The organism is Ruegeria sp. YKSE079, from assembly GCF_059612845.1.
This window is the reverse complement of the sequence record NZ_JBXWRJ010000009.1, coordinates 87,500-110,939: the sequence shown is the minus strand read 5'-3', so window position 1 is coordinate 110,939 and position 23,440 is coordinate 87,500. Positions and strand designations below refer to the sequence as shown.

Annotated in this window: 23 protein-coding genes, 1 tRNA gene and 1 pseudogene; 16 read left to right on the top strand and 9 right to left on the bottom strand. The window is 58.0% G+C overall.

Features of this window, described 5'->3' with window-relative positions; translation table 11 throughout:
• The first annotated feature begins 46 nt into the window (after positions 1-46).
• From AC2FMY_RS10330 to AC2FMY_RS10310, 5 genes are all read left to right on the top strand, one after another.
• Positions 47-526 (top strand): Fur family transcriptional regulator, encoded by a 480-nt coding sequence (locus AC2FMY_RS10330; protein ID WP_496744573.1) that lies wholly within the window; start codon positions 47-49, stop codon positions 524-526.
• Entirely contained in the window at positions 523-1,272 is a 750-nt protein-coding gene (locus AC2FMY_RS10325; RefSeq protein ID WP_496744571.1) for an ATP-binding cassette domain-containing protein, read from the top strand. The genes AC2FMY_RS10330 and AC2FMY_RS10325 overlap by 4 nt, the downstream gene beginning before the upstream one ends.
• Positions 1,272-2,066 (top strand): metal ABC transporter permease, encoded by a 795-nt coding sequence (locus AC2FMY_RS10320; RefSeq protein ID WP_496744569.1) that lies wholly within the window; start codon positions 1,272-1,274, stop codon positions 2,064-2,066. Before AC2FMY_RS10325 ends, AC2FMY_RS10320 begins: the two co-directional genes overlap by 1 nt.
• 75 nt (positions 2,067-2,141) lie before the next feature.
• A complete protein-coding gene (locus AC2FMY_RS10315) occupies positions 2,142-2,279 on the top strand; it encodes an entericidin A/B family lipoprotein (protein ID WP_480749087.1) in 138 nt (45 codons plus the stop codon).
• Positions 2,280-3,154: 875 nt separating this feature from the next.
• Positions 3,155-3,580, top strand: a complete 426-nt coding sequence (locus AC2FMY_RS10310) for a type II toxin-antitoxin system Phd/YefM family antitoxin (RefSeq protein WP_496744567.1) — start codon at positions 3,155-3,157, stop codon at positions 3,578-3,580.
• Positions 3,581-3,606: 26 nt separating this feature from the next.
• On the opposite strand, the gene AC2FMY_RS10305 is transcribed toward AC2FMY_RS10310, so the two are convergent.
• The 3 genes from AC2FMY_RS10305 to lepA all read right to left on the bottom strand — a co-directional run bounded on the left by AC2FMY_RS10305 (position 3,607) and on the right by lepA (position 7,182).
• Positions 3,607-3,849: a PA2433 domain-containing protein gene (locus tag AC2FMY_RS10305; protein ID WP_480749085.1), complete on the bottom strand. Its 243-nt coding sequence runs from the start codon at positions 3,847-3,849 to the stop codon at positions 3,607-3,609.
• A 582-nt stretch (positions 3,850-4,431) separates the two neighbouring features.
• Positions 4,432-5,202, bottom strand: coding sequence for a hypothetical protein (locus AC2FMY_RS10300; RefSeq protein ID WP_496744565.1), 771 nt, complete (start codon positions 5,200-5,202; stop codon positions 4,432-4,434).
• Between the two features lie 180 nt (positions 5,203-5,382).
• Positions 5,383-7,182 (bottom strand): translation elongation factor 4, encoded by a 1,800-nt coding sequence (gene lepA, locus AC2FMY_RS10295; RefSeq protein ID WP_480749083.1) that lies wholly within the window; start codon positions 7,180-7,182, stop codon positions 5,383-5,385.
• Between lepA and AC2FMY_RS10290 the strand changes: the two genes are divergently transcribed.
• From AC2FMY_RS10290 to AC2FMY_RS10265, 6 genes and pseudogenes are all read left to right on the top strand, one after another.
• The gene (locus AC2FMY_RS10290) at positions 7,138-8,349 is read left to right on the top strand and encodes a hypothetical protein (protein WP_496807350.1); all 1,212 of its coding nucleotides are present in this window, start codon (positions 7,138-7,140) and stop codon (positions 8,347-8,349) included. The genes lepA and AC2FMY_RS10290 overlap by 45 nt on opposite strands.
• Before the next feature lie 173 nt (positions 8,350-8,522).
• Positions 8,523-8,837 carry a hypothetical protein gene (locus AC2FMY_RS10285; protein WP_480749081.1) on the top strand — a complete coding sequence of 105 codons (315 nt, stop codon included), beginning with the start codon at positions 8,523-8,525 and terminating at the stop codon, positions 8,835-8,837.
• Positions 8,838-8,955: 118 nt separating this feature from the next.
• A complete protein-coding gene (locus AC2FMY_RS10280) occupies positions 8,956-9,921 on the top strand; it encodes a LysR family transcriptional regulator (protein ID WP_480749080.1) in 966 nt (321 codons plus the stop codon).
• 22 nt (positions 9,922-9,943) lie between these two features.
• Positions 9,944-10,114 (top strand): annotated as a pseudogene (locus tag AC2FMY_RS10275) (IS5/IS1182 family transposase); the annotation flags it as partial.
• A gap of 474 nt (positions 10,115-10,588) precedes the next feature.
• On the top strand, positions 10,589-10,795 hold the full coding sequence (locus AC2FMY_RS10270; protein ID WP_480749079.1) for a cold-shock protein: 207 nt from the start codon (positions 10,589-10,591) through the stop codon (positions 10,793-10,795).
• A gap of 73 nt (positions 10,796-10,868) precedes the next feature.
• Entirely contained in the window at positions 10,869-11,882 is a 1,014-nt protein-coding gene (locus AC2FMY_RS10265) for a fatty acid desaturase (RefSeq protein WP_496748291.1), read from the top strand.
• Here the strand turns inward: AC2FMY_RS10265 and AC2FMY_RS10260 are convergent.
• The 5 genes from AC2FMY_RS10260 to AC2FMY_RS10240 all read right to left on the bottom strand — a co-directional run bounded on the left by AC2FMY_RS10260 (position 11,874) and on the right by AC2FMY_RS10240 (position 17,350).
• The gene (locus AC2FMY_RS10260; RefSeq protein WP_480749077.1) at positions 11,874-12,122 is read right to left on the bottom strand and encodes a ParB N-terminal domain-containing protein; all 249 of its coding nucleotides are present in this window, start codon (positions 12,120-12,122) and stop codon (positions 11,874-11,876) included. The genes AC2FMY_RS10265 and AC2FMY_RS10260 overlap by 9 nt on opposite strands.
• A gap of 74 nt (positions 12,123-12,196) precedes the next feature.
• Complete coding sequence (locus tag AC2FMY_RS10255; protein WP_496748292.1) at positions 12,197-12,886, bottom strand: hypothetical protein; 690 nt, start codon at positions 12,884-12,886, stop codon at positions 12,197-12,199.
• A 1,909-nt stretch (positions 12,887-14,795) separates the two neighbouring features.
• A tRNA-Ser gene (locus AC2FMY_RS10250) sits at positions 14,796-14,885 on the bottom strand.
• Positions 14,886-15,319: 434 nt separating this feature from the next.
• Positions 15,320-16,267, bottom strand: a complete 948-nt coding sequence (locus tag AC2FMY_RS10245) for an aminotransferase class IV (RefSeq protein ID WP_480749371.1) — start codon at positions 16,265-16,267, stop codon at positions 15,320-15,322.
• 168 nt (positions 16,268-16,435) lie between these two features.
• Positions 16,436-17,350 (bottom strand): LysR family transcriptional regulator, encoded by a 915-nt coding sequence (locus AC2FMY_RS10240; protein WP_480749372.1) that lies wholly within the window; start codon positions 17,348-17,350, stop codon positions 16,436-16,438.
• 102 nt (positions 17,351-17,452) lie between these two features.
• Between AC2FMY_RS10240 and AC2FMY_RS10235 the strand changes: the two genes are divergently transcribed.
• Positions 17,453-18,577, top strand: coding sequence for an enolase C-terminal domain-like protein (locus tag AC2FMY_RS10235; protein WP_496807349.1), 1,125 nt, complete (start codon positions 17,453-17,455; stop codon positions 18,575-18,577).
• Between the two features lie 11 nt (positions 18,578-18,588).
• Here AC2FMY_RS10235 and AC2FMY_RS10230 read toward each other — a convergent pair whose 3' ends face one another.
• Positions 18,589-19,104, bottom strand: a complete 516-nt coding sequence (locus AC2FMY_RS10230; protein WP_480749374.1) for a winged helix DNA-binding protein — start codon at positions 19,102-19,104, stop codon at positions 18,589-18,591.
• 117 nt (positions 19,105-19,221) lie between these two features.
• Here AC2FMY_RS10230 and AC2FMY_RS10225 point away from each other — a divergent pair, with 117 nt between their 5' ends.
• The 4 genes from AC2FMY_RS10225 (at position 19,222) to AC2FMY_RS10210 (ending at position 23,426) form a co-directional block, all read left to right on the top strand.
• Entirely contained in the window at positions 19,222-20,484 is a 1,263-nt protein-coding gene (locus AC2FMY_RS10225) for an NAD(P)/FAD-dependent oxidoreductase (protein ID WP_480749375.1), read from the top strand.
• 39 nt (positions 20,485-20,523) lie between these two features.
• Positions 20,524-21,507: a TRAP transporter substrate-binding protein gene (locus AC2FMY_RS10220; protein WP_496748294.1), complete on the top strand. Its 984-nt coding sequence runs from the start codon at positions 20,524-20,526 to the stop codon at positions 21,505-21,507.
• 64 nt (positions 21,508-21,571) lie between these two features.
• Positions 21,572-22,105, top strand: coding sequence for a TRAP transporter small permease (locus tag AC2FMY_RS10215; protein WP_480749377.1), 534 nt, complete (start codon positions 21,572-21,574; stop codon positions 22,103-22,105).
• A 4-nt stretch (positions 22,106-22,109) separates the two neighbouring features.
• Positions 22,110-23,426 (top strand): TRAP transporter large permease, encoded by a 1,317-nt coding sequence (locus tag AC2FMY_RS10210; protein ID WP_480749378.1) that lies wholly within the window; start codon positions 22,110-22,112, stop codon positions 23,424-23,426.
• The last annotated feature ends 14 nt before the right edge of the window (positions 23,427-23,440 follow it).

Genomic DNA, 23,440 nt, shown 5'->3' with positions numbered 1-23,440 from the left:
GTTCCGACGTTATAACATATCAACCACTAAAATGACGGAGAGCCCCTTGACCGCCATAGGATTTCACAACCACGATCACGGCACCTGCATTGCGACCGCGTTGCATGAAGCGGAAGCGAAATGCCGGCAACAAAAATTACAACTGACCCCCGTCAGGCGTCGCGTACTGGAAATCCTGCTGGAAAAGCACCGTGCGATGGGGGCTTATGACATCCTCGAAATCCTCGCGTCTGAGAGGTTGGGTTCGCAACCGCCAGTCGCGTATCGGGCACTGGATTTCCTTGTGCAAAACGGCTTCGTCCACCGAATCGAACAGTTGAACGCCTACACCGCCTGTGCCCACCCCACCCATGACCACGTCCCGGCCTTTCTGATCTGCCGAGAATGCAAGGCTGTAGCCGAAGCTGAAACGGAACTGAAACAAGGCCGGTTGGGTACCGCTGCGGACAAGACCGGGTTTGTCATCGAACGTGTCGTTGTCGAAGCCGAGGGTCTTTGCCCCACTTGCGCAACAGGTGTGGCATGAGCCCTCCGGTCATTGCCGCCGAGGGCGTCAGGATCGAGTTGGAGGGCCGCACGATCCTTGACAATATCGACGTCGCAATTTCGGCGGGTGAAATCGTCACCATCGTGGGACCAAACGGGTCGGGCAAATCCACCTTTCTGAGGGCCTTGATTGGCGCGGTACCCCTGGCGCAAGGACACATTGTCCGGGCACCTGGGCTGCGCATCGGATATGTACCCCAAAAACTTGCGTTGGATGCGGCCCTGCCGATGACCGTAGAGCGCTTCCTGAGCCTGCCCCGGCGCATCGCGTCCACGATAGCTTTGGATGCGCTTGAACGAGCCGGAGTTTCGGACATCCGACACCGCCAGATGGCAGATCTTTCCGGCGGCCAGTTCCAGCGTGTTCTTTTGGCGCGCGCCCTGCTGGAAAGGCCGCAACTGTTGCTGTTGGATGAAGCAACACAAGGCCTGGATCAACCCGGTTCCGCCGCGTTCTATGAGCAGATCGAGCAGGTTCGGCACGATTTGGGATGCGCGATTTTGATGGTCAGTCATGATCTCCATGTCGTCATGGCCGCATCAGACCGCGTTCTGTGCTTGAATGGCCATATCTGCTGCGAAGGTTCTCCGCGGATGGTTGCCGACGCGCCGGAATACCGCGCGCTTTTCGGAAGTGGCACCAAGGGAACCATGGCACTTTATCGGCACGAGCACAGCCACTCGCATGATCACGACCACCCGCACTCGCATGATGAGACGCACTGATGCTCGATGATTTCATGGTTCGCGCAACTCTCGCCGGATTGGGCGTCGCAGTCGCGACCGCCCCCTTGGGCTGTTTCGTTGTCTGGCGCCGGATGGCCTATTTTGGAGAAGCAACGGCCCATGCCGCGATCCTAGGCGTCGCGCTTGCGCTCAGCTTTTCTTTACCACTTTTACCCTCAGTGATCGTGGCGGCGCTTGCAATGGGCCTTGCAATTACTGCTTTCCGCGGCCGCGGATACGCGATGGACACGTTGCTGGGAGTTATGGCCCATACCGCGCTGGCAGCGGGAATGGTAGCGGTGACCGTGCTTTCGGATGTCCGCCTGGACCTTAGCGCGTTCCTGTTCGGCGACATTCTCGCCGTAACCCGCGCCGACCTCGCCGCCATATGGGGCGGGGCCATGCTGATCGTCGGGGGAATCGCATGGCGCTGGTCGGCCCTGCTGGTGTCCACGCTAAACCCGGACCTCGCCCGCGCTTCGGGTGTGAATCCAAGGCGTGAGGAGTTGTGGCTGACGCTTTCCCTCGCCCTGACGGTTGCTGTTGCAATAAAGGTCGTTGGGGTCTTGTTGATCGCCGCTTTGCTTGTCATCCCGGCGGCGGGTGCACGACCCTTGGTCAGAACGCCAGAGGCCATGGCCATGACCGCAGCTCTCCTCGGCGGTATGGCTGCCGTGGGTGGGCTAGGCGCAGCTTATCTTGGTGATGCTCCGGCGGGGCCTAGTATTGTTTGTGCTGCGGCGCTTTTGTTCATTTTGACAGCTTTGTTTGCGCCGTTGTTTCGACAGAAGTGACGGCAGCGCGACAAAGCTGGATTTGTTGTACAAGAGGTGCTACGGGATCGGCAAACAGAAGAAACGGAGAGCAGCATGATCCGCGCGATTTTGGTTGGCATTGCCCTTATTTCATTGGCCGCTTGCGAGACCGCCAAGGGGGCGGGGCGTGATGTACAGAAGGCCGGGGACGCAATCGAGGATGTGGCCGAGGATATTCAGAAGAAATTCTGACCCCGGCTCCGGGCAACCGGACGGCCTGTTGCCCTGACGCCTCATTCAACAAAATATGGTCACCAAAACCGCATGGCCCGCAATATGTGGTTGTACCAGTCCCGCAAACCGGGTAGCCATGGCATCACAGGTGCATGGACGCGGTAATGCATCAGCAGACGCTGACGACGGGGATTGACTGCTCATGCAGTTGATCCCCGTTTCTTTTCAATGGGTTACGAGTGGTGGCCTGTATGATCCCGACCTGAAAAAGGAAAAGGCGTCAGGTGCTCAGACGCGGTCTTCGCATGCATCCAGACGGATACCCCTGACGCCTTAGTGGCCTGGCTTCCTCCGAAAAGTACACCTGACCGTTTGCCCCGATCCCGAAGGACCAGTGCCGCCGCATGAGATCCGAGGGACCCCACACGACCCGCACAACCCTTATGAAAAACCGATCCTTCGCCATGAGCCCGAAGACCCCTCGCGACCGACCTGTTCCCGGTAAGCCTTTGCGATGAAACGCAAATCCTAAGACCTGCCTTCCGTCAACTCCGACCCCCTTGGCCTGTGCGTCCCGCTCCGGTTCCTAAGAACCCTTGCGATGGACCAACTGTTGCACCGGCCCTGCCGCCAGACAAGAAAATAGCACTGCAGCATGAAAATTAGACGGGGATAACGTGTTGATATCCACTTGTACGAATATGTGGACAACCTGAAAACCGGTGCTGCCACGCGCGGTTAAAACCGGAAAAACCGGGGCACCTTTTCTGCGCCTGAAAATCGCGTCTTTCTGCAGGTGCAAAGGCGATCGTACGCCGCGGCAGGGCCGAATTTACCGAAATGTCCCAGTTTCAGACCCCCGGTTGTCCGAATCGTACAAAGGAGATTCGCCCATGCTCATCCCGATTTCCCGCGCCCGCGCCGAGCTGAGCCAGCTTGTGACCCGCGCCCAGGACCCGCGCGAGGTGATCATCCTGACCCGGCGCGGGCGGGCGCTGGCGGCGCTGGTTTCGATCCCCGAGGCAGAGCGCATCTGGGACCTGTCGGACAACGAACAGATCGGCTGGCGGCACCCGCTGAGCGGGCTGCGTGGCTGGTGGTCACGCGGCAGGGGCATTCCGGGGATGGAGCCGGGGCCGGATGGCACCTATGTCACCGCGCGCGAGGCGGCGCTGCGGGTGCGCGAGGTGCAGATGACCCGCGCCGAGGAACGGCGCATCCTGCAGCGCGGCGGGCTGGACCCGGTGGAGGGCGGAGAGGTGATGCAGCGCGACCAGATCCGGTGGTGGCGCCGATTGATGGGACGCGCGGCGGGGTGATGCTGCACGCCCCCTGGATGCCGGTGTCAGTTGAGGCCCAGCATCTCTTTGGCCTGGGCCAGCGTCTCGACCGAGGCGCTGTGATCGCCCGCGTCATGCAGTTGCTGCCCCTCGTCGCGCCATGCCTCGACCTGTACGATCTGCTCGTCGGTCAGGTCGGTGCCCGCATCCAGCGCGGCGTTGATGGCGGCAATGTCGGTGGGGCATTGCCCGGCAAGGGCGGGCATGGCCAGCAGGCAGAAGGCGGCGGCGATTGTCAGATGTTTCATCAGGGTATCCTCCCACAAAGGTGTCGGAATGATACCACTTTTCCGGCGGGCGGTTCTGCCGACTTTGGTCGGAGTGTTTGGGATCGGCGGTAGTTGGCTTATGGGGGTAAGGCCCGTCCTGGAAACGGCCCAGTGGACCGTTTCAGGGCCGAACGGGCGCAGCGTCATTAGTGATCCGGTAGCGTAGGGCGGGCTTCAGCCCGCCAATATGTGCTGCCAATGCATCGGATTGGCGCCTGTTGCCCGGGTTGGATGGCGGGCTGAAGCCCGCCCTACGGAGATAAATGCAACGGGTGTGGTCGGAACCGAGGGCCGCGAACGGGCGGAGCGTCGTTAGTGATCCGGCAGCGTAGGGCGGGCTTCAGCCCGCCAATATGTGCCGCCAATGCATCGGATTGGCGCCTGTTGCCCGGGTTGGATGGCGGGCTGAAGCCCGCCCTACGGGTGTTCAACAGAACAGAGGGCAGCGCCGACCCGAGGGGTGGCGCAAACGCGCCGCCCCATGGGGGCGGGTCGGCGCGGCCCGGCGGTGCCGCCGGGCGGGTGTTTTCAGCTAATCTTCAACTAGGTATCGGATAACGGCTAAAACAGCGAAGCAATTGACTCACCGAAGGATTTCAACCCTTGTGCAGCAAACCAAACAGATAAGCCCCTCGCCGTCCATTTCGCGGTTTGCTCGCCAGCAACTTTTGCAAATTCTTTGACAAAAGAATCTCCGACCTCACCAATGTAAGCAAAGATCTTCTTTGACAAAGCAATTGAGAGTTCAGACAATCGGCTCAGTTTGCTTTCAGAAGCTTCCAGTTCTTCAACTTCGGCCTCCTCAACAAACTCTAGAAGTTTTCGAAGTTCGCGGAGTTCTTTCGCAATCAGAACACTATCGCTTGGTGGGCGATTGTGCCCCATACCCGCAGGTATAACTTCCTCGAACAAATTTAGATAAGAACGAATTCGAGGCACACTGTCCTTCAAATCACTAAAATTGAACTCCTCATCCTCGTCTTCTTCCACTTCATCTACGTCAACACGATCCTCGTGCGGCACCCAATAGTCCGGAAAGCTATCATCTAGTTTTTCCAGCAGATTCTCAAACTCGGAAACCGTAATGTGTTGCGCCCATGCCCGATGCAGAAGGTCTTTTGTCGGAATTGATCGCAGCTCCCATTCATCGGCGAGTTCATCTTCATTTTCCCAATCACTGAAGTCGTATCGGGCTTCTTCCTCGGGAACAAAATTCGCCTCAACCCATTTTCGAAATTCTCTGATCTTTTTCTCAGGCGACCAATTGTCGACAAAAGCTGGAACGGTAGTCTCCGAGTAAACCTGAAGCTCACCTTTGGGCAAATCTGACAACCAAAACCTCCGATGCAATGTACGTCGAAAGTGAGCATCTATCTATAAGTTGTCAAAGGGAAATATACATGAATTTTCTTTTGCAAAGGTGTGTTGGACTTCTAAAGCAACTATGCCCGTAGGGCACGCAGTTGGCTGCGCCAACCGCTTTCGCCCACCCGCCGTAAAAATGGCCAGCCTTTAGCTGTCCATTTTTAAGGCGCTAATAAACGCCTCCTGCGGGATATCAACCTTCCCGAACTGGCGCATCTTCTTTTTACCCGCCTTCTGTTTGTCCAGCAGTTTGCGCTTCCGGGTGGCGTCGCCTCCGTAGCATTTCGCGGTCACGTCCTTGCGCAGGGCGGACAGGGTCTCGCGCGCGATGACCTTGCCGCCGATGGCGGCCTGGATCGGGATTTTGAACATGTGGCGCGGGATCAGGTCCTTGAGCTTTTCGCACATCGCGCGGCCCCGCATCTCGGCCCGGTCGCGGTGAACCATGGTCGACAGCGCATCGACCGGTTCGTCATTCACAAGGATCGACATCTTGACCAGATTGTCCTGACGGTAGCCGGTGAGCTGGTAGTCAAAGCTGGCATAGCCCTTGGTCACCGATTTCAGGCGGTCGTAGAAGTCAAAGACGACCTCGTTCAAGGGCAGGTCATAGACGACCATGGCGCGCTGGCCCGCATAGGTCAGGTCCATCTGGATGCCGCGGCGGTCCTGGCAGAGTTTCAGCACGTCGCCGAGGAATTCGTCGGGCACCAGAATGGTGGCCTTGATGCGCGGTTCCTCAAGGTGGTCGACCTTGGACAGGTCCGGCATGTCGGCGGGGTTGTGCAGTTCGATCTTTTCGCCGTCCTTCATGAAGACGTGATAGATCACCGACGGCGCGGTGGTGATCAGTTCGATATCATATTCGCGTTCGATGCGGTCACGGATCACCTCGAGGTGGAGAAGGCCCAGAAAGCCGCAGCGGAAGCCGAAGCCCAGCGCGGCGGAGGTTTCCATCTCGAAGCTGAAGGAGGCGTCGTTCAGGGCCAGCTTGTCGATCGCGTCGCGCAGGTCTTCGAATTCGGCTGAATCCACCGGGAAGAGGCCGCAGAACACCACCGGCTGCGCCGGTTTGAAGCCGGGCAGCGCCTTATCGGTGCCGTTGCGGTCATTGGTGATGGTGTCGCCGACACGGGTATCGCGGACCTGTTTGATCGAGGCGGTGAGAAAGCCGATTTCGCCGGGGCCAAGCTGGTCGACCACCTGCATGGCGGGGCGGAAGACGCCGATGCGGTCGACATGGTGCAGGGTGCCGTTCGACATGAACTTGACCCGCATGCCCTTTTTCAGCACGCCGTCCATGATGCGGACCAGAACGATGACGCCGAGATAGCTGTCGTACCACGAATCCACCAGCATCGCCTTGAGCGGCGCATCAAGCGTGCCCTTGGGCGCGGGCAGATGCGCGACGATGGCCTCCAGCGTTTCGTGGATGCCCTGCCCGGTCTTGGCGCTGACCCGGATGGCGCCGGATGCGTCTATGCCGATCACGTCCTCGATCTGTTCGGCCACGCGGTCGCAATCGGAGGCGGGCAGATCAATCTTGTTGAGCACCGGCACGATCTCGTGATCGGCGTCGATGGCCTGATAGACGTTCGCCAGCGTCTGCGCCTCGACCCCCTGGGTGCTGTCGACGACCAGCAGGGAGCCTTCGACCGCGCGCATGGAGCGGCTGACCTCGTAGGCGAAGTCGACATGGCCGGGCGTGTCGATCAGGTTCAGCACATAGGCCTCGCCATTGTCGGCGGTATAGTCGATGCGGACGGTGTTGGCCTTGATGGTAATGCCCCGCTCGCGCTCGATATCCATGGCGTCGAGCAGTTGTTCCTTCATGTCACGATCCTGCACCGTCCCGGTCTCTTGAATGAGCCGGTCGGCAAGGGTGGATTTGCCATGGTCGATATGCGCGACGATGGAGAAATTGCGGATATGAGCGAGGTCTGTCATGGTCCGCGTATTAGCGGGTTTTTTAAGGCGGTCAAGGTGGAGAACGACGGCGCACCGACCCTGAGCAACGAAACGATTGATACTTGGCTGCTGAGCGCCGATGAAATCAAGCTGCGCGATGTTCTGAGGCGCAATGCCCTCCGGTCGGTGCCTGCGGCGGCTGCGGTTGCGTCGCACCTGTCGGGCGACAACAAGGTGCAGCGTCTGAATGATTTTCTTTGCTCATACCTGCGCCTTCTGGTCAGCGTGGTGGGGTATGAGGGCAAGGATTTGCCAAAGACGTTGGGGCGTCGTGGCGAAGAATTCGACCGCGCCTTTAGAGAAGAGGTCGGCGCGTTTGATTTTCGGTTCGGCGCGATTGGCGAGGCCGTTTTGGCGCTGAGCGGCGAGCGCGCGCCGGAGCCTTGCTGTCGTGCTTCGATCAGCAGATTGAACAACTACTTTCGCGGCGCGGCCAATGCCGATGGTGATCTTCGCAATCTGGCCACAGAATACCTGCATCACGCGCTCAACGACGATTTCAACGCAAACAGTCCTTTCCTTCTGAAACTGTGGTTGTTGGAAAGCCCTCATGCGTCCAAACGCGCAGCATTTTTCTTCGACATTGTCGCACGTGAAATCGGGAGCGACTGGTTTCAGAACTGGTACGCCGGTTTCCTTGATGGCAAACCCCTCGACTGGGACTTGCAGCGCCGTGTTGCGCTGATCGACGATGCCGTTTGGGAGGCCGGTCCCGAAGCTGTCGCTGGCGAAATCGAACAAATTCAGGCGCGGTGGGACGTCGAGAAAGCCTTATCGGACATGAAAGACAACCTGACGGTTCGAACGTCTGCGCGCCACGGTATCGGAGGCAACAACCCTCCTGAGAGCATCGAAGATGAACGTTTGTCCGGCGTGATAACCTTGATCTGGGAAGCCACCGAAGAACTCTCGACGGCTTTGGAAGAGGAAAGCCCTGCTCGCGAGTGGATTGAAGCAATTCTTGCTAAGTTTAAATCTGGGTTGGCAAGCTTTCTCAAATGGTGCGCAGGCAAAGGCGATCTTGCGGTCGATACTTTGATCAAGTGGGGTATTCCGGCGACCGGAGCGGGGTATGCTGCAACGTATCCGGAAAAAATCGAAGCGTTAATCAAGGCGATTGAAAGGTGGCTCCCCTTCCTGTCCTGACCGGTGCCGGGCTGAAGCCCGGCCTACGGGGGATGGTGGGAATGTATCGTTTCCGGATCGAGTAATCACTTTTTCGCAACGTATGATTGATCCACGCGACCGTTTAATTCATACTTTGCCCACGGCCGAGAGGGGCACAGATTCCTCCGGGCAGGCAAAACGAGAGCAGAGTCATGAAACATCTCTTTACCATCGCATTCGGCGCAGCCTTGCTGGCATCGGCGATTCCGACCGCCTCTGCGGCGCGCGGCGACATCCAGCGGGCCTGCATGGCCTCGGGCAGTCAGGCGGCAACGCGTCAGCGGTGCAACTGTATTCAGGGCGTGGCCAACGACACCTTGTCACGCGGCGACCAGCGCACCGTGGCCAAGTGGTTCACCGACCCGCATCAGGCGCAGGAAGTGAAGATGTCGAAAACCGCCGAGGACGACACGCTGTGGGAGCGGTATGAGGTCTTTGGGCAGCTGGCGCAGGCCGCCTGCCGCTAAGGTTTGATCCCAGTGTTGACGGGTTTGCCCGGCCACCCCAGTGCGGTGTGCCGGGTTTGAGTGCTTGACCTGACGCCGGGGGCCTTTCAGAAATGGCGCAGCGGAAAGGGACGGTTGAATGGTGATCAAGGGTGTGACCCTGCGGGGGCTGGAAGTGTTCGCGGCGCTGGCGCGCACCGGCTCGGTGGCGCAGGCGGCCGAGGTCACCGGGCTCAGCCAGCCATCGGTCAGCCAGCAGCTGCGCAATCTGGAACAGGCGCTTGGCGTCGATCTGGTCGATCACACGCGGCGGCCGATGCGGCTGACGCAGGCGGGGCGCGGTTTCCAGACCCGCGCCGAGGCGGTGCTGTCGGAACTGCAACAGGCCCAGAGCGAGCTGATGGTGATGGATCTGGGCCACCTGAGCATGCTGTCGATCGGGCTGATCGACGATTTCGACAATGACCTGACGCCGCGGCTGGCGACGTTGCTGGCCGACAGCCTGACCCGCAGCAAGTTCAAGCTGGTCACCCTGCCCAGCCTCGAAATCTTCGAGGCGCTGGCCTCGCAGCGGCTGCATCTGGCGGTCTCGGCCCATAGCGGCGAGATGCTGGAAGGGGTGGTGGAATATCCGCTGGTCAACGACCCCTTCATTCTGGTGGCGCCCAAAGGGGCGGTTCCCGAGGGCGGCGATGTGGCCGGGGCGCTGGCGGACCTGCCGTTTCTGCGCTATGCGCGCGAGCAGCTGATCAGCCGCCAGATCGAGGCGCAACTGGCGCGGCACAAGCTGGAATTCGAGGAGCGGTTCGAGATCGGCTCGCATCTGGCGCTGATGGCGATGGTGGGGCGGCGGCTGGGGTGGGCGCTGACGACACCGCTGGGATATATGCGCGCCGAACGGTTCCACGACGATATCGACGTGTTTCCGGTGCCGTTCGGGGATTTCTCGCGCCGGATATCCCTGTACACCCGGTCGGATTGGTCCGATCAGGTGCCGCGCGACGTGGCCGAGATGATGCGCCGCCTGATGCAGGCGCATATGATCGATCCGGCGGTGGCGCGGCTGCCGTGGCTGAACGACCGGCTGACGATCATTCCGGGTTAGGTGTTCAGGCCTGGGGGCGGCCAGCCCAGTACTATCTGACCTGCCCAGCCAGACCCCGCCGGACGAGCCGATCAACACCGTGATCGCCGATGGCGCCTGCGACACGCGCCGCTGTAACAATGCCATCATCGAGCGCGATGCCGTTCCAATCTTTCCGATCCGCAAGAACAGGGGCTTGTGGAAAGAAGGGTGCTGTCAGACTGATTCCAACCAGTCTCAACAAGGGCCGTGACGCTGCCCCTTGCCGCGAGAGCGGGTTAGTCCGTGAGCCCAAACTGTACCTTGGAGATTTTCGCTGCGCGCGCTCGCAGCATAGGTTTTATCTCATGTGCATCATCGTTGGCGCGGCACTGCGGCATGAAGACGGACCATTCATTCCGGGCGCAGCAAGCGTTTGTCCGGCAATGAGCAGGACACAGACAAAGCGTGCTTTGGCAACGGCTCTGGTGCTCTTTATCCTGACTTGAGCCAGGGAGATTCAAATCCTCTGTTTTACTCCACTGAATCAAGGCTTGTATCGTGCGTACTCGAAGTCCATATACATTAGGCTTACGTTTTTCTTTTTCGACCTGCTGTCTCCTCAATTCGGCGTTCAGTCTTTCGATTCAGACCGACCACGCCGAGTCGCCGCAATCATGCGGGCGGCAAGTATTAGGAGACTACCACCATGGCAAATGGCACAGTAAAATGGTTCAACTCGACCAAAGGTTTTGGCTTCATCGAGCCTGAAGACGGTAAGCGCGATGTATTCGTGCATGTCTCGGCACTTGAACGTTCCGGCATCAGCGAATTGAAGGATGGCCAGAAGGTGACCTTCGACGTTGAAGCCGGCCGTGACGGACGCGACAGCGCCGCCAATCTGGCACTGGCTTGATCTTTTTCGGGCACCCTTTTGGGGGTGCCCGTTTGCACAATGGACTACTAAAAGCCGTTGGAGAACACGTAAGTTGCAACCAAAAGACTGGACGCGGGTACTCGCGCAATATCGTGTGGCCGATGCGAAGCGCAGTGTTTTTGAACTTTCGGTCACTGTTGTCCCATTATTTGCGCTATGGGCTATAGCGTGGTTTGCGTTATCTTTTAGTGTCTGGGTCGCAATATTACTGTCCATCCTGAATGCCGCGTTTCTGGTCCGTATCTTCATCATTATGCATGATTGTGGTCATGGATCTTTCTTTAGAAACCGAACCGTTTGCAATTGGACAGGCCGGGTTCTGGGTATTCTTGCCCTGACACCCTACGACGTTTGGCGACAAAGCCACGCGATTCACCACGCCTCAACGGGTAACCTTGATCGACGTGGCATGGGTGACATCCCTACATTGACTGTTGAAGAATACCTGAAGCGGAAATGGTTCGGGCGTGCCGCTTATCGTCTGACCCGGAATCCCATCTTCCTTTTGGGTATTGTGCCGATCTATACGTTCTTTCTTCAAAACCGCTTACCTCTTGGTTTCATGCGGTCGGGCTGGCTGTATTGGGCAAGTGCGATGGGAACAAACGCCGCGATTGCAGGGTTATTGCCTCTGGTTATTTGGGCCGGAGGCTTTGACGTGTTGGCGTATGTTTATCTGCCAACCATGATTGTCGCATCATCGATTGGTATTTGGCTATTCTATATTCAACACCAGTTTGAACACACGACCTGGGAGCGGGAAGAAGTGTGGAATCTTCAGAACGCCGCATTCTATGGAAGTTCTCACTATGCCCTGCCAGGCATCCTGCGATGGTTCTCTGCCAATATTGGTGTGCACCATGTTCACCACCTTGCCAGCCGCATACCGTTTTATCGGCTAAACGAGGTTTTGCGTGACCATTCCGAGTTGGAAAACTGCCAGCGTATTACTCTGTATGAGAGCTTTCACTGCGCGCGATTGCATCTTTGGGATGAAGAAAGTCAGCGCCTGCTGACGTTTTCCGAGGCTTTGTCGAACGCCAATCCCAACAAAAATTTAGTGTAGCCTGGCGCGCACCAAGTAGGCTTCGACAGTGTCTCCTCCGAGGGCGCGAATGGCCTCTAGTCGGTGAAGGCCTTCAATCAGTACGAACCTTTTGTTGTCCGCGCGTATCTGAATCGGGGTTTTCTGGCCGTTCTTCAGGATATCTTCGGCCAGCGACAGGACTTTTTGCTGATCAAGTGTTTTTGCACGTTTCACAGGTACATAGATCAGGTCGAGCGGGTATGATTTTTTCTTCAGCATAAGCTATGCGTGCAACCTTTCGTGCATTTGGAGCGGTCAGGAACTCTCTTCGTATTTAGGTGCTTGATTTTTCGTCATAGAATAGAACGCACGGCGTCGCGCAGTTCCTGATGCATGATCCAAGTGGCTGGTTTATCGTCATTTTCGACGTGAGAAAATGCCAGGACTTGAGCAGCGCCATCATTCTGAGCAGACCCGCCTTCGGGAAGTTCGAGTTCCAGATATTCTGCGATCAAAAACCCGATTTTCTTGAAGACCTTGACGGACGCCTCGCGCGATTTGTAACCGGCCGCCTGAGACAAGTGACCAATGGTCAGACCTTCCTTGCCTGCTATTGTCAGTGCTTTGAGCATTGTAACCTGTGCAGGGGTCAGCCTGATCTGGCGCAATGCCTCGGCATATTCTCTTTCACTGGGAACGAAGGTGCCAGAGTTTCCCTCCAAACGGCGTTGACCGCTTCGTTTTTTGTCTCGCTCTTTGAGAGTGTTTTTTAGTGCTTCAATGGCCAATGCGGGTGTTTCACCAACTGCGTCGGCGATCATTGCCTGCGTTTTAGCAGGCGGCTTGGGGAATGCGCGCGCAACGCTGTTACCGCTCAGCATTCCTGCCTTAATCAAGTACTTTCCGAACTCTTCTTCAATCACTCCCGATACGTCAGCGTTCCGCGTCTTACGAACATTGCGGTCCTGAAATGCTCTTTGTTCCAGACCACGAGCTGACATCTTTGAGCCCGGAAGTGTTACTTGAGGGGCATTTTTACGCATCAGAGAAACACCACTACAATTATCGCCGCAACAAACACCACTGACGCAATAGATATCTTAATCCCGTGGGACCGGCGACGAGCCTTTTCGGCTTTGAGGCTTTTACCCAGATTTTCATCAATCGAGTTATGGTTCACGGCTTCGTCCTTCCGGATATGTCAGGAGGTATTGATTTCCACCGACCTATTGTCTCGGCACATTTTCGGTGCACTTGTCGTTCTGTCGTGTGAACGACCGATTGCATTCCCATCCGTCACCTCTTCGATTCAAGTGAGCGTTTGAAGGGACAAGGATCGCAACGCACCTGTCCCGGTTTGCGCGAAAACCACGTTCGCATTTCCATCCGGAAAAAGTTCCAGATGCCAGATATGCATGCTTTGGAATAGCCACAGGCTCACAGCCGCTCTCTGCTGCCCTGTAACCTCTGAGGCATACCCAACCATCCGGGCTGTTTTTGTCAGTCAGACGGCCGTTGCTTGGGACATTAATTGCAACACATTCCTGGTCCTCCTTACGAAATCCCCAGTTGCAGTGTATTTCCTGTGCGCCAAACCGGGTTTCGACGTACCCATTTTGAGGCGCAATCAGTTCTTCACATTCTTCTCCGACTCGGCGGAAGAGCCGATTGCACTCCCATCGATCTCCGGTTGATGCAAGATAGGCATTCTCAGGAACATTGATTTCCTCGCAAAACTCCCCGACATGCTGGAAACCATGATTGCATTCCCAGCCACTGCCATAGGAACTGCCCGTCAGATATGCGTTTTCTGGTACGTCTGTTCTTTGACACGATCCATTCTTGTTTTCGAAACCTTCGTCACAAACCGATCCGTCGGCATTGCCTGTGGCTTGGGCAGGAAGCTGCGTTCCTGTGAACAACAACAAGAATGCCGGGATTAAACAAAGAACGCCGTGCGAAAACACGATGAATGACTGATTGAAACGGAGCCTGAGACCTGATCTATCGGGCATCAAGCACGCTATTTATTAGCCATGTGCTGTTCATACGGCGCCTTCTTTCATGAGTCACGCGATGACTGGGGCTTGTCAGGTGACAGTTGCGAATGCTTGCGAGGAACGAGCTCATAGCGAAGACCCCAGCCAAACCCGTTCCTATGCTGGGGCACATGCTACAATTGGTCTGAAGGCCATTGGATCATCGAAGCCGGCAGCATCGCGGCAACGAGTAATTTTCACCAATACACTCTTGTGGTTCTTAGCCAGCATAGAGTCAAGGAAGTTGGCCCAGTCGCTGTGCTGGCACCGCCAAGACAGATAGTTTTTGAGACTGCCAGTAGCCAAGTTGCCTCGTGAAACACCGAAATATTCTGTCCAGCGTCAATCTGCCGTTGTGGTGATTTAGGGTCGGACCAGCAGGGAACGGCAACTTAAGTCCGCGTCTCGATTGTCGCGCCCGAATGCGGTCAAAGTGCAATTTAAGACTACGGCTTTTCGATGCTTTGAATAACCGGTCTGACGACATTAGCTGCAACGCAGCGATACTCGCGCCGCTTTCGCCAGTCGATGCTGCACAAGCACTCGCGGTGCGGGCATGTGGTGGCTCTTTTTCGCGCCTTGCCCATTAGCCAACACGGTCTCCCTGCGTCCCTGGCTGACTTCGGCTCGACCATGGTGCTCACACCTTCACTGGGAACCTGTTTTATCAGCCCGCGCTTTTTCGCCCAGCGGAGCATGGACAAGAAGAAACGCAGCCGCTTTTCCTGTGTCCGGGGTGCGAGCCGCTTCCCCGCGATGTTGTTCGCGGCCAAGTCGACAAGCGATGTGCCTGTGTCCATGCTGAGCTTGAGCACATTCGGTGCCCTCACTGTACCAGTTGACTGTACCAGGGCGCGGATTTCGACCTTCCCGAAAACCAGTATCGTTTTATATCAGCAGGTTAGCCGTGAAATGGCGGAGACGAAGGGATTCGAACCCTCGAGACGGTTTCCCGTCTACTCCCTTAGCAGGGGAGCGCCTTCGACCACTCGGCCACGTCTCCGCCGACGGGTATATCCGCGCAAGCAACGGAAATTCAAGGCCAATTCGGCAGCTTTGGGAATTTTTTACGGAACCACTCGAACCCTTTGAAATAGCACGGAAAGGCGGAGGCGAGCGGCAATTTCGTGCACGGATTTGTCGTCTGTCTGATACGGTGTCGGCTCGCCAGCACCCGATGTGCGCCGCTCGGACCGGCGAGATTCAGTTTGTCGGCAGTATTTTCTTTTACTGCCGCCGATATGAAATGGGACTGTTTCTTGCTGAACCGAGATCCGGCATCAAACATCGCATCTGGCAGGACAGTTACGGAGTTTCGGAGTTCGGCCACGCAGGGTCGACCCCGCCTGCTCCCACGAATATTCTACCCGTCGGGCGCGTCGCGTATTTCAACCACGTTCCGGCGTGTAATCCGGGCCAATCCGCCATCACTGCCCCTTATTTCGTTTTCGATGCCTTCTGCTCGACCACGTTTTGCGCAACCAGATCCTTGTAGAGTTGGCGAAGGCGCAAGGTCATGGGGCCTGCGCCCGTATGGTCGCCGATCGGTTTGCCGTCGATTTCCGCCACTGGCGTCTGCGCCCCGAAGGTGCCGGTCAGAAACGCCTCGTCCGCGCCATAGGCCTCGTAAAGTGAATAGTTCTTTTCCTGCACCGGAATGCCGTTGGCGCGGCACAGGTCGATCACCTTTTGCCTGGTGACCCCGTTCATGCAGTAATCGCCCGTCGAAGTCCAAACCTCGCCGCGGCGCACGATGAAGAAATTGCAGGCGTTGGTGGTGTTGACGAACCCGTGCGGGTCCAGCATCAGCGCCTCATCCGCGCCGGCCTGCTCGGCCTGCAGGCAGGCGATCACGCAGTTCAGCTTGGAGTGGCTGTTGTATTTGGCGTCCTGACTCATCGGCAAGCCGCGCACCTGCGGGACCGTTGCCAGCCTGATACCGCGCGATTGCAGGCTATCGGCGGGCGTGGAATGCTCGACGATGGCCACGATGGTCGGCCCCCATTTCGACAGACCCGGATGCTGGAACGGTTTGGCCTTGCGCCCGCGCGTGATCATCAGGCGGCAATGGGCGTCGCCTGTCATGCCATTGGCCGTGGCGGTATCATCAAGAATCTTTCGGATGTCTTCAGCCCCCATGCCGATGTCTATCGAGACCGATTTCAGCGAATTGAACAGCCGGTCCATGTGATCGTCGAAAAAGGCCCATTCGCCGTCATACAGGCGCAACCCTTCCCACATGCCGTCGCCCAGCATGAAGCCGCTGTCATAGACCGAAACCACTGCTTCGCGCTTGGGCACCAGTTTGCCGTCGACGTAGATCAGAATGTTCTCGTTGCGATCGTCTGCCTGGGCATCGTGAGTGGAATGGCTGTGTTTGGTCATCTGTCTGTCTTCCCTCTGTGTCTTGGCCGATCATGTGATCGGCGGCAGGCTGGCGGGTAATGTCGGGCAAGGCGCGACTCTTGCCTGGCGCACATGCTTTCTCTGGCAAGATCGCCAGAACGTCCAGTGCTCTCAGGATAAGTCGCGTATCAGATCGCCGATGAACTGTCACAACCTGGCGACGGCAGGAGATATTGCAAGGCGACTCATACTGGCCGAGACCTGCGACAGGAATTGTTCCCCGATCGCCGAAATCGGGCGCCCGCGCGCGGTGACGATGACCACGTCCAGCACGATCTGCGGCACAAAACGGCGCAGCACATATCCTTCGCGGTCGTCACTGGACAGGGTGAAGGGATCGACAAAGGTCACTCCCAGCCCCTGCTTGACCAGATTCAACGCGTTTCGGAACAGATCAGTGTGGCATCTCGTTTTCATGTTGGCCCCGTCGGTATGGAACGCCTCGCGCGCACGCCGGGTGACCATGTGATCCGCACCCATCACGATAAACGGGATATCATCCAGCAGCCTCGGGGTCAGCACTTTATGTTCGACCAGTGGGCTATTTTGCGGAACCGCGCAAAGGATCTCGAAGAAGAAGGGCGTATAGTCCAGGCCGTCCTGACGCAAAGGGGGTTCGCAGATCCCTATCTCGAACAGGCCCGCGGCGACCCATTCCTGTATCTTCGATGAGTACTGAGACTGAAACGCGATGGTCAGGTTCGGCTTGTCCTCGGCAAACCGCGCGATTTCTCCTGGCATGAACCCAAAGGCCATGGCGTGGCTGGTCGCCACCTGCAACTGGCCGGCCTTTTGGTTCTGCAAGTCCACCACCGCTTGATTCACATGGTCAAGGCCCCGGACCACGGTATCGATTTCTTCGTACAGCACCATCGCTTCGGGCGTCGGCAGCAAGCGGCCCCTGCTGCGCTCGAAGAGCTTGAGCTTGGAGTGGCGCTCCAGTTGCCCCAGAAGGTTGGAAATGGCCGGCTGCGAGACGCCAAGCTGCTCGGCCGCGCGTGTCACGGTCCCGGTTTCGATAATGGCGTGAAAAGCCTGATAGTGGCGAAAGAAGGAGGCCATATAACACTATACATCATTTTTGCTGATGCATTGCAAAAATATTAGTATTTGAAATGATGAAAATGACGCCGCACACTGTTCTTGACCTTGGGGGAGGACAGCGTGGATCTTTTGCAAACCATCACCGGATTTGATCTGTGGCACCTGAAATTGCCCGTCGTTTCCGCAAGGGATCATGGCATCGGACGGGTCGAGGGAACCTGTGAAATCGTCGTTTTGCGCCTGACCGCCGAGGGTGGTGCTCAAGGGTTTGGCGAGGCCTCACCCTGGTCGGTTTTCACCGGAACCCCCGAGGCAAGCTATGCCGCGCTGGACCGGTACCTTCGCCCACTGGTGGTTGGCCGGAGTGTTGGTGACAGGGCAGCAATAGTGGCCCAAGCCGCCCGCGCGGTGGCCCATTGCACCGAGGCCAAGGCAGCGCTGGAAACCGCGTTGCTGGATCTGGCCGGGCAGATCAGCGGTCAGCCGGTCTGGTCCCTGCTTGGGGGCAAGTGTCGCGACACGATTCCGCTAAGCTGTTCTATCGCCAATCCGGATTTTGGGGCGGATATCGAGTTGATGGAGCGCCTGCGTACCGACAAGGTCGGGCTTATCAAGCTCAAGACCGGGTTCAAGGACCATGCCTTTGACATCATGCGGCTTGAACGGATCGCTCAGGACTTTCCCGAGTTCCGTGTGCGGGTCGACTACAATCAGGGGCTTGAGATCGAAGAAGCGGTGCCGCGCGTGCTGGATGTGGCCCGCTTTACCCCGGATTTCATCGAACAGCCTGTCAGGTACCACCATTTCGACATGATGGCGCAGCTGCGAGGCTTGACCAATGTTCCCCTTTTGGCGGATGAAAGCGTGTTCGGGCCGGAAGACATGGCGCGCGCCGCGCGCGAGGGCATTTGCGACGGCGTGTCGGTCAAGATCATGAAATCAGGCGGTTTGTCCCGCGCTCAGACGGTTGCGCGGATGGCAGCGGCACACGGGTTGACGGCCTATGGCGGTGATATGTTCGAGGCCGGGCTGGCGCATCTGGCCGGAACCCACATGATCGCCGCGACGCCCGAGATAACGCTGGGCTGCGAGTTCTATCAGGCTTTGTATTTCCTGAAAGAGGACATTCTGGAGACGCCATTTGCCGTCAAGGATGGCCAGGTTGTCGTCCCGGACGGTCCGGGGTTGGGAGGGCGACCCGATCTGGACAAGCTTGATCACTACAGCGTTCGGAAATCGACATGAACGCGCGGTGTTCAGAACACGCTGGCGCCACGCGCGGCCTGGTCGTATTGCCCGGACATCAGGCGCATCAGCGCGGACACCCGGCTAAGCTGTTCGGCTTCGACACCGATTTCCTGCATCGCTTCCAGCAAGAGCGCCTCGCGTATCTCGCCATATCGCGTGCAGGCAGCGGCGCCTTCTGGCGTGGCTTCGACAGTCTTTTCCTTTCCCTGACGGCCCTGTTTGACCAACCCTGCCGCGCTGAGTTTCTTGATCGCGTAATTGACCGTATGCGTGTCTTCGACGTTCAGTACATGACAGATATCGGCCAGCTTTTTGGGGCGGTCCCGATGGCGGACCGTGTGCAGCACCAGCACGTCCAGCGAGGACAGGCCGGAATAACCGGCGGCGGCCATGGCGCGCACGGTCCAGCGGGCAAAGGCGTGCCCGGCGATGATCAGCCCGAATTCAAACTCGGATACTTCCGGAAAGCTCCCTTCGGCCAAGTGAGCAGAGGATACAATGGGGCCAAGAATGGATTTTGACATGGCGTCAGAATATTGTTCACCGTCACTTTGTCAACATTTTGTTGACGTTTTCTCCCCGTGTGGCACTCTATGTCCAATCGAATCGGTCCGTTCAGCAGCGAACCCGTGGAGGGCATCATGACTGAAACGCCCAAAACCATTGCCATCGTCGGCGCCGGCATCGTCGGGGTTTCGACCGCAATATGGCTGCAGCGGGATGGCCACAGGGTCATCCTGATCGACAAGAAAGGCCCGGCCGAGGGCACCTCGTTCGGCAATGGCGGCATTTTGGCGTCCTGCTCGATCGTGCCGGTGACCGTTCCCGGCCTGCTGCCCAAGGCGCCGCGCATGTTGTTCGACCCTAATCAGCCGCTGTTTCTGCGATGGGGCTATTTGCCGAAACTGGCGCCGTGGCTGCTCAAGTACCTGGGCAACGCCAATACCAGTGGTGCTGAACGGGCGGCGGCGGCTCTGGCTCCGATCGTGGGCGACAGCCTGCAAGACCATCTGGCACTTGCACAGGGAACGGGGGCCGAGAAATGGATCAAGCCGTCGGATTACCTGTTCGTCTACAATGATCGCCCGCATTTCCGGGAAGATGCGTTCGGTTGGGGCTTGCGGCGCAAACACGGTTTCACCTGGGACGAGTTCGACGCGCAGGAGTTCCATGCCTACGATCCCATATTCGCCTCCGACCTGACCTTTGCGGTGCGCCTGAAGGATCATGGCCGAATCGCCGACCCGGGCCGATATGTCAAGGACCTTGCCGGGCATTTTCAGGCACAAGGCGGACAGCTGGTAAGGGCGGATGCCGAGGACATCGTGCATGAAAACGGGCATGTCATCGCAGTACGTGCCGCCGGGCAGAACATTGCCTGCGATGCAGCGGTCATCGCCACCGGCGCATGGTCGGGTCCGTTGACCAGGAAACTGGGTCTGAACATCCCGTTGGAGGCGGAGCGCGGATACCACATCGAATTCTGGGAACCGTCGATCATGCCGAAGGCCCCCGTTATGGTGGCAGCCCGGAAAATCGTCGCAACCCCGATGGATGGGCGCTTGCGATTGGCAGGTGTGGTCGAATTCGGTGGTCTTGAAGCGGGCGCTTCGGAGGGTCCCATCGAGTTGCTGCGAAAAAGCGCCAAAGCGGTCTTTCCAGACCTGAAAGCCGCCGAGGTGACAGAATGGCTGGGCCACCGCCCTGCCCCGGCGGATTCAATCCCGGTGATCGGAGAGTTGCCGCACATCAAGGGCGCGTTCACCGGGTTCGGACACCATCATGTTGGGCTGACAGGCGGCCCCAAAACGGGCCGTTTGCTGGCCCAACTCATCTCGGGGCGACAGCCAAATGTTGACCTGAGCGTCTATTCACCGGCACGCTATACGAAGGCCGGGCATTAACAACCACGCAATCAAACACTTCACACCAGGGAGAAAACCATGAAAACACTTGCGAAACTGATGACGGCAACTGCCCTGACTGCGGCTGCGGCGATGCCGGCCATGGCCGAGAAATGGGACATGCCAATGGCCTATTCCGGCTCGAACTTTCATTCGGTGACCGGCGCGGAATTCGCCAAATGCGTGACGACCGGCACCCAAGGCGAAATCGAGATCGTGACGCACCCGTCGGGTTCGTTGTTCCCCGGCGCACAGATCAAGCGCGCCATCCAGACCGGACAAGTGCCGATCGGCGAACGCTTGTTGTCGGGTCACCAGAACGAAGACGCAATCTTCGGCGTCGACTCGATCCCGTTCCTGGCGACGTCCTTTGACGACGCTGAAAAACTGTGGAAGGCGGCAAAGCCAACTCTTGAAAAGGTACTTGCCGACCAGAACCTGACCCTGATCTATTCGGTACCGTGGCCGCCGCAGGGCCTTTACTTCCGGGACGAAGTGAATTCGGTCGCTGACATGAAGGGCGTCAAGTTCCGCTCATACAACAACGCCACCGCGCGTCTGGCGGAACTGACCGGGATGTTGCCGGTCACCATCGAGGCGGCCGAAATCAGCCAGGCATTCGCCACCGGCGTTGCGGATTCGATGGTCAGTTCGGGCGCAACCGGCTATGACCGCAAAGTCTGGGAAAGCCTGAATTACTTCTACGAAGTGGATGCCTGGCTGCCGCGCAACTATGTCATGGTGAATTCGGACACCTGGTCGGGCGTTTCGGACGCGAACAAGGCCGTGATCCAGGGCTGTGCGGAACTGGCGGAATACGCGGGTACCTGGCGCGCAGTCCAATACACCGACTTTACCCTGAAGGGTCTCAGCGACGGCGGTATGACCGTGGCCAAGGCCAGCGATCAACTGAAGGGCGAGCTGCAGCAGATCGGTGAAACCATGACAGCCGAATGGCTGGAGGCCGCCGGTGCCGACGGTGCGGCGATCGTCGAAGCCTTCAAGGCGTCCAAGTCGGAATGACTCCGGACCGGGGCGGGCGATGGTGCCTGCCCCATTCCCAATCAGCAAAAAACAGGGGGGCATCATGACAATGGCCCAGCGGCTTCGCTCCGCCCTAGATTTCCTGTACCTCGGCTCTGGTATTCTTGCCGCGCTTTGCCTGATCGCGATCCTTGTGCTGATCGTGATCCAGATGATTGCCCGCTGGACGGGCGAGGTATTTCCCGGCGCACCGGATTATGCGGGCTACGCCATGGCGGCGGCCTCGTTCCTGGCCTTTGCCAACGCGCTGAACCGCGGTGCGCATATCCGTGTTTCGATCCTTTTGAATGCGGTTGGCCCGACCATGCAACGCGTGGTCAACATATGGTGTTTTGCAATCGGCACGGCAATTGCATGGTTCTTCGTACGCTACTGCGTCAAATTCGTTTACTGGTCGTGGAAGTTCAACGATATCAGTCAGGGACAGGACAGAACCGCCCTGTGGATACCGCAATCCGTCATGCTGTTGGGCGCAGTAATCTTTGCCATCGCTCTGACGGACCACCTGATCAGCCTGATCATCAGCGGCGAGCACCGCATCAAACGCGATCTCGTCGATCAGAGCTTTGGGGAGTAAGGTAATGGAAGATTTCTCGATCATCATTCTCTTTCTCTTTGTGCTCTTCCTTCTGCTGGGAACCGGCGTCTGGGTCGGCCTTGCGCTGATGGGTGTGGCCTGGGTGGGGATGGAGCTGTTCACCACCCGCCCGGTTGGCGACGTAATGCTGACCACGATCTGGACAGCATCGTCCTCGTGGACGCTGACCGCACTTCCACTGTTCATCTGGATGGGCGAAATCCTGTATCGAACGCGGCTATCCGAGGATATGTTCAAGGGGCTGGCCCCTTGGATGGCCGGGCTGCCCGGCGGTTTGGTGCACACCAATATCGTGGGCTGTACCGTGTTTGCCGCCGTTTCGGGGTCGTCCGCTGCAACGTTGACAACGGTGGGCAAAATGTCGATCCCCGAACTGCGAAAACGGCAATACCCCGAACCGATGATAATCGGCACGCTGGCGGGCGCGGCCACGCTTGGCCTGATGATACCGCCGTCGCTGACGCTGATCGTCTATGGCGTGACCATCAACGAGTCGATTTCGAAACTGTTTTTCGCAGGTATCCTGCCCGGTCTGGTGCTGGCCACGATGTTCATGGCTTATGTGGCAATCTCCTCGCGGGTGTCCAAGACATGGAACCCGGCGCAGGAACCGCCGCTGACACTGGGGCAAAGGCTTGCAAATTCGCGATTTCTTCTGCCAGTGATCTGCCTGATCCTGGTGGTGATCGGATCGATGTACCTGGGCTATGCCACCGCGACCGAGGCCGCAGCATTCGGCGTCATCGGCGGGCTGATCCTGGCTGCCAGCCAGGGCTCGCTCAGCTGGCAGACATTTACTGAAAGCCTGATGGGGGCCACCCGCACCAGCGCGATGATCGCGCTGATCCTGGCCGGAGCCGCCTTTCTGTCGCTGTCGATGGGCTTTACCGGCCTGCCGCGCGGATTGGCGGATCTGATTGCTCAGCTTGAACTCAGCAAATTCCAGTTGCTGATGGTCTTGCTGGTATTCTACATCATCCTGGGCATGTTCCTTGACGGTATCTCGTCGGTGGTGCTGACCATGGCTGTGGTCGAGCCGATGGTGAGGCAGGCGGGCATCGATCTGATCTGGTTCGGCATTTTCATCGTCGTTGTCGTCGAGATGGCGCAGATCACGCCGCCGATCGGGTTCAACCTGTTCGTGCTGCAAGGCATGACGCATCATGAAATGGGCTTCATCGCGCGCGCGGCGTTTCCGATGTTCCTGATCATGGTGTTGATGGTCTTTGTGCTGATCGCCTTCCCCGAGATCGCAACGTGGTTGCCTGAAAATATCCGGCAGGCGCCGGGTGGCGGATAAACCTGCTGCGAGAG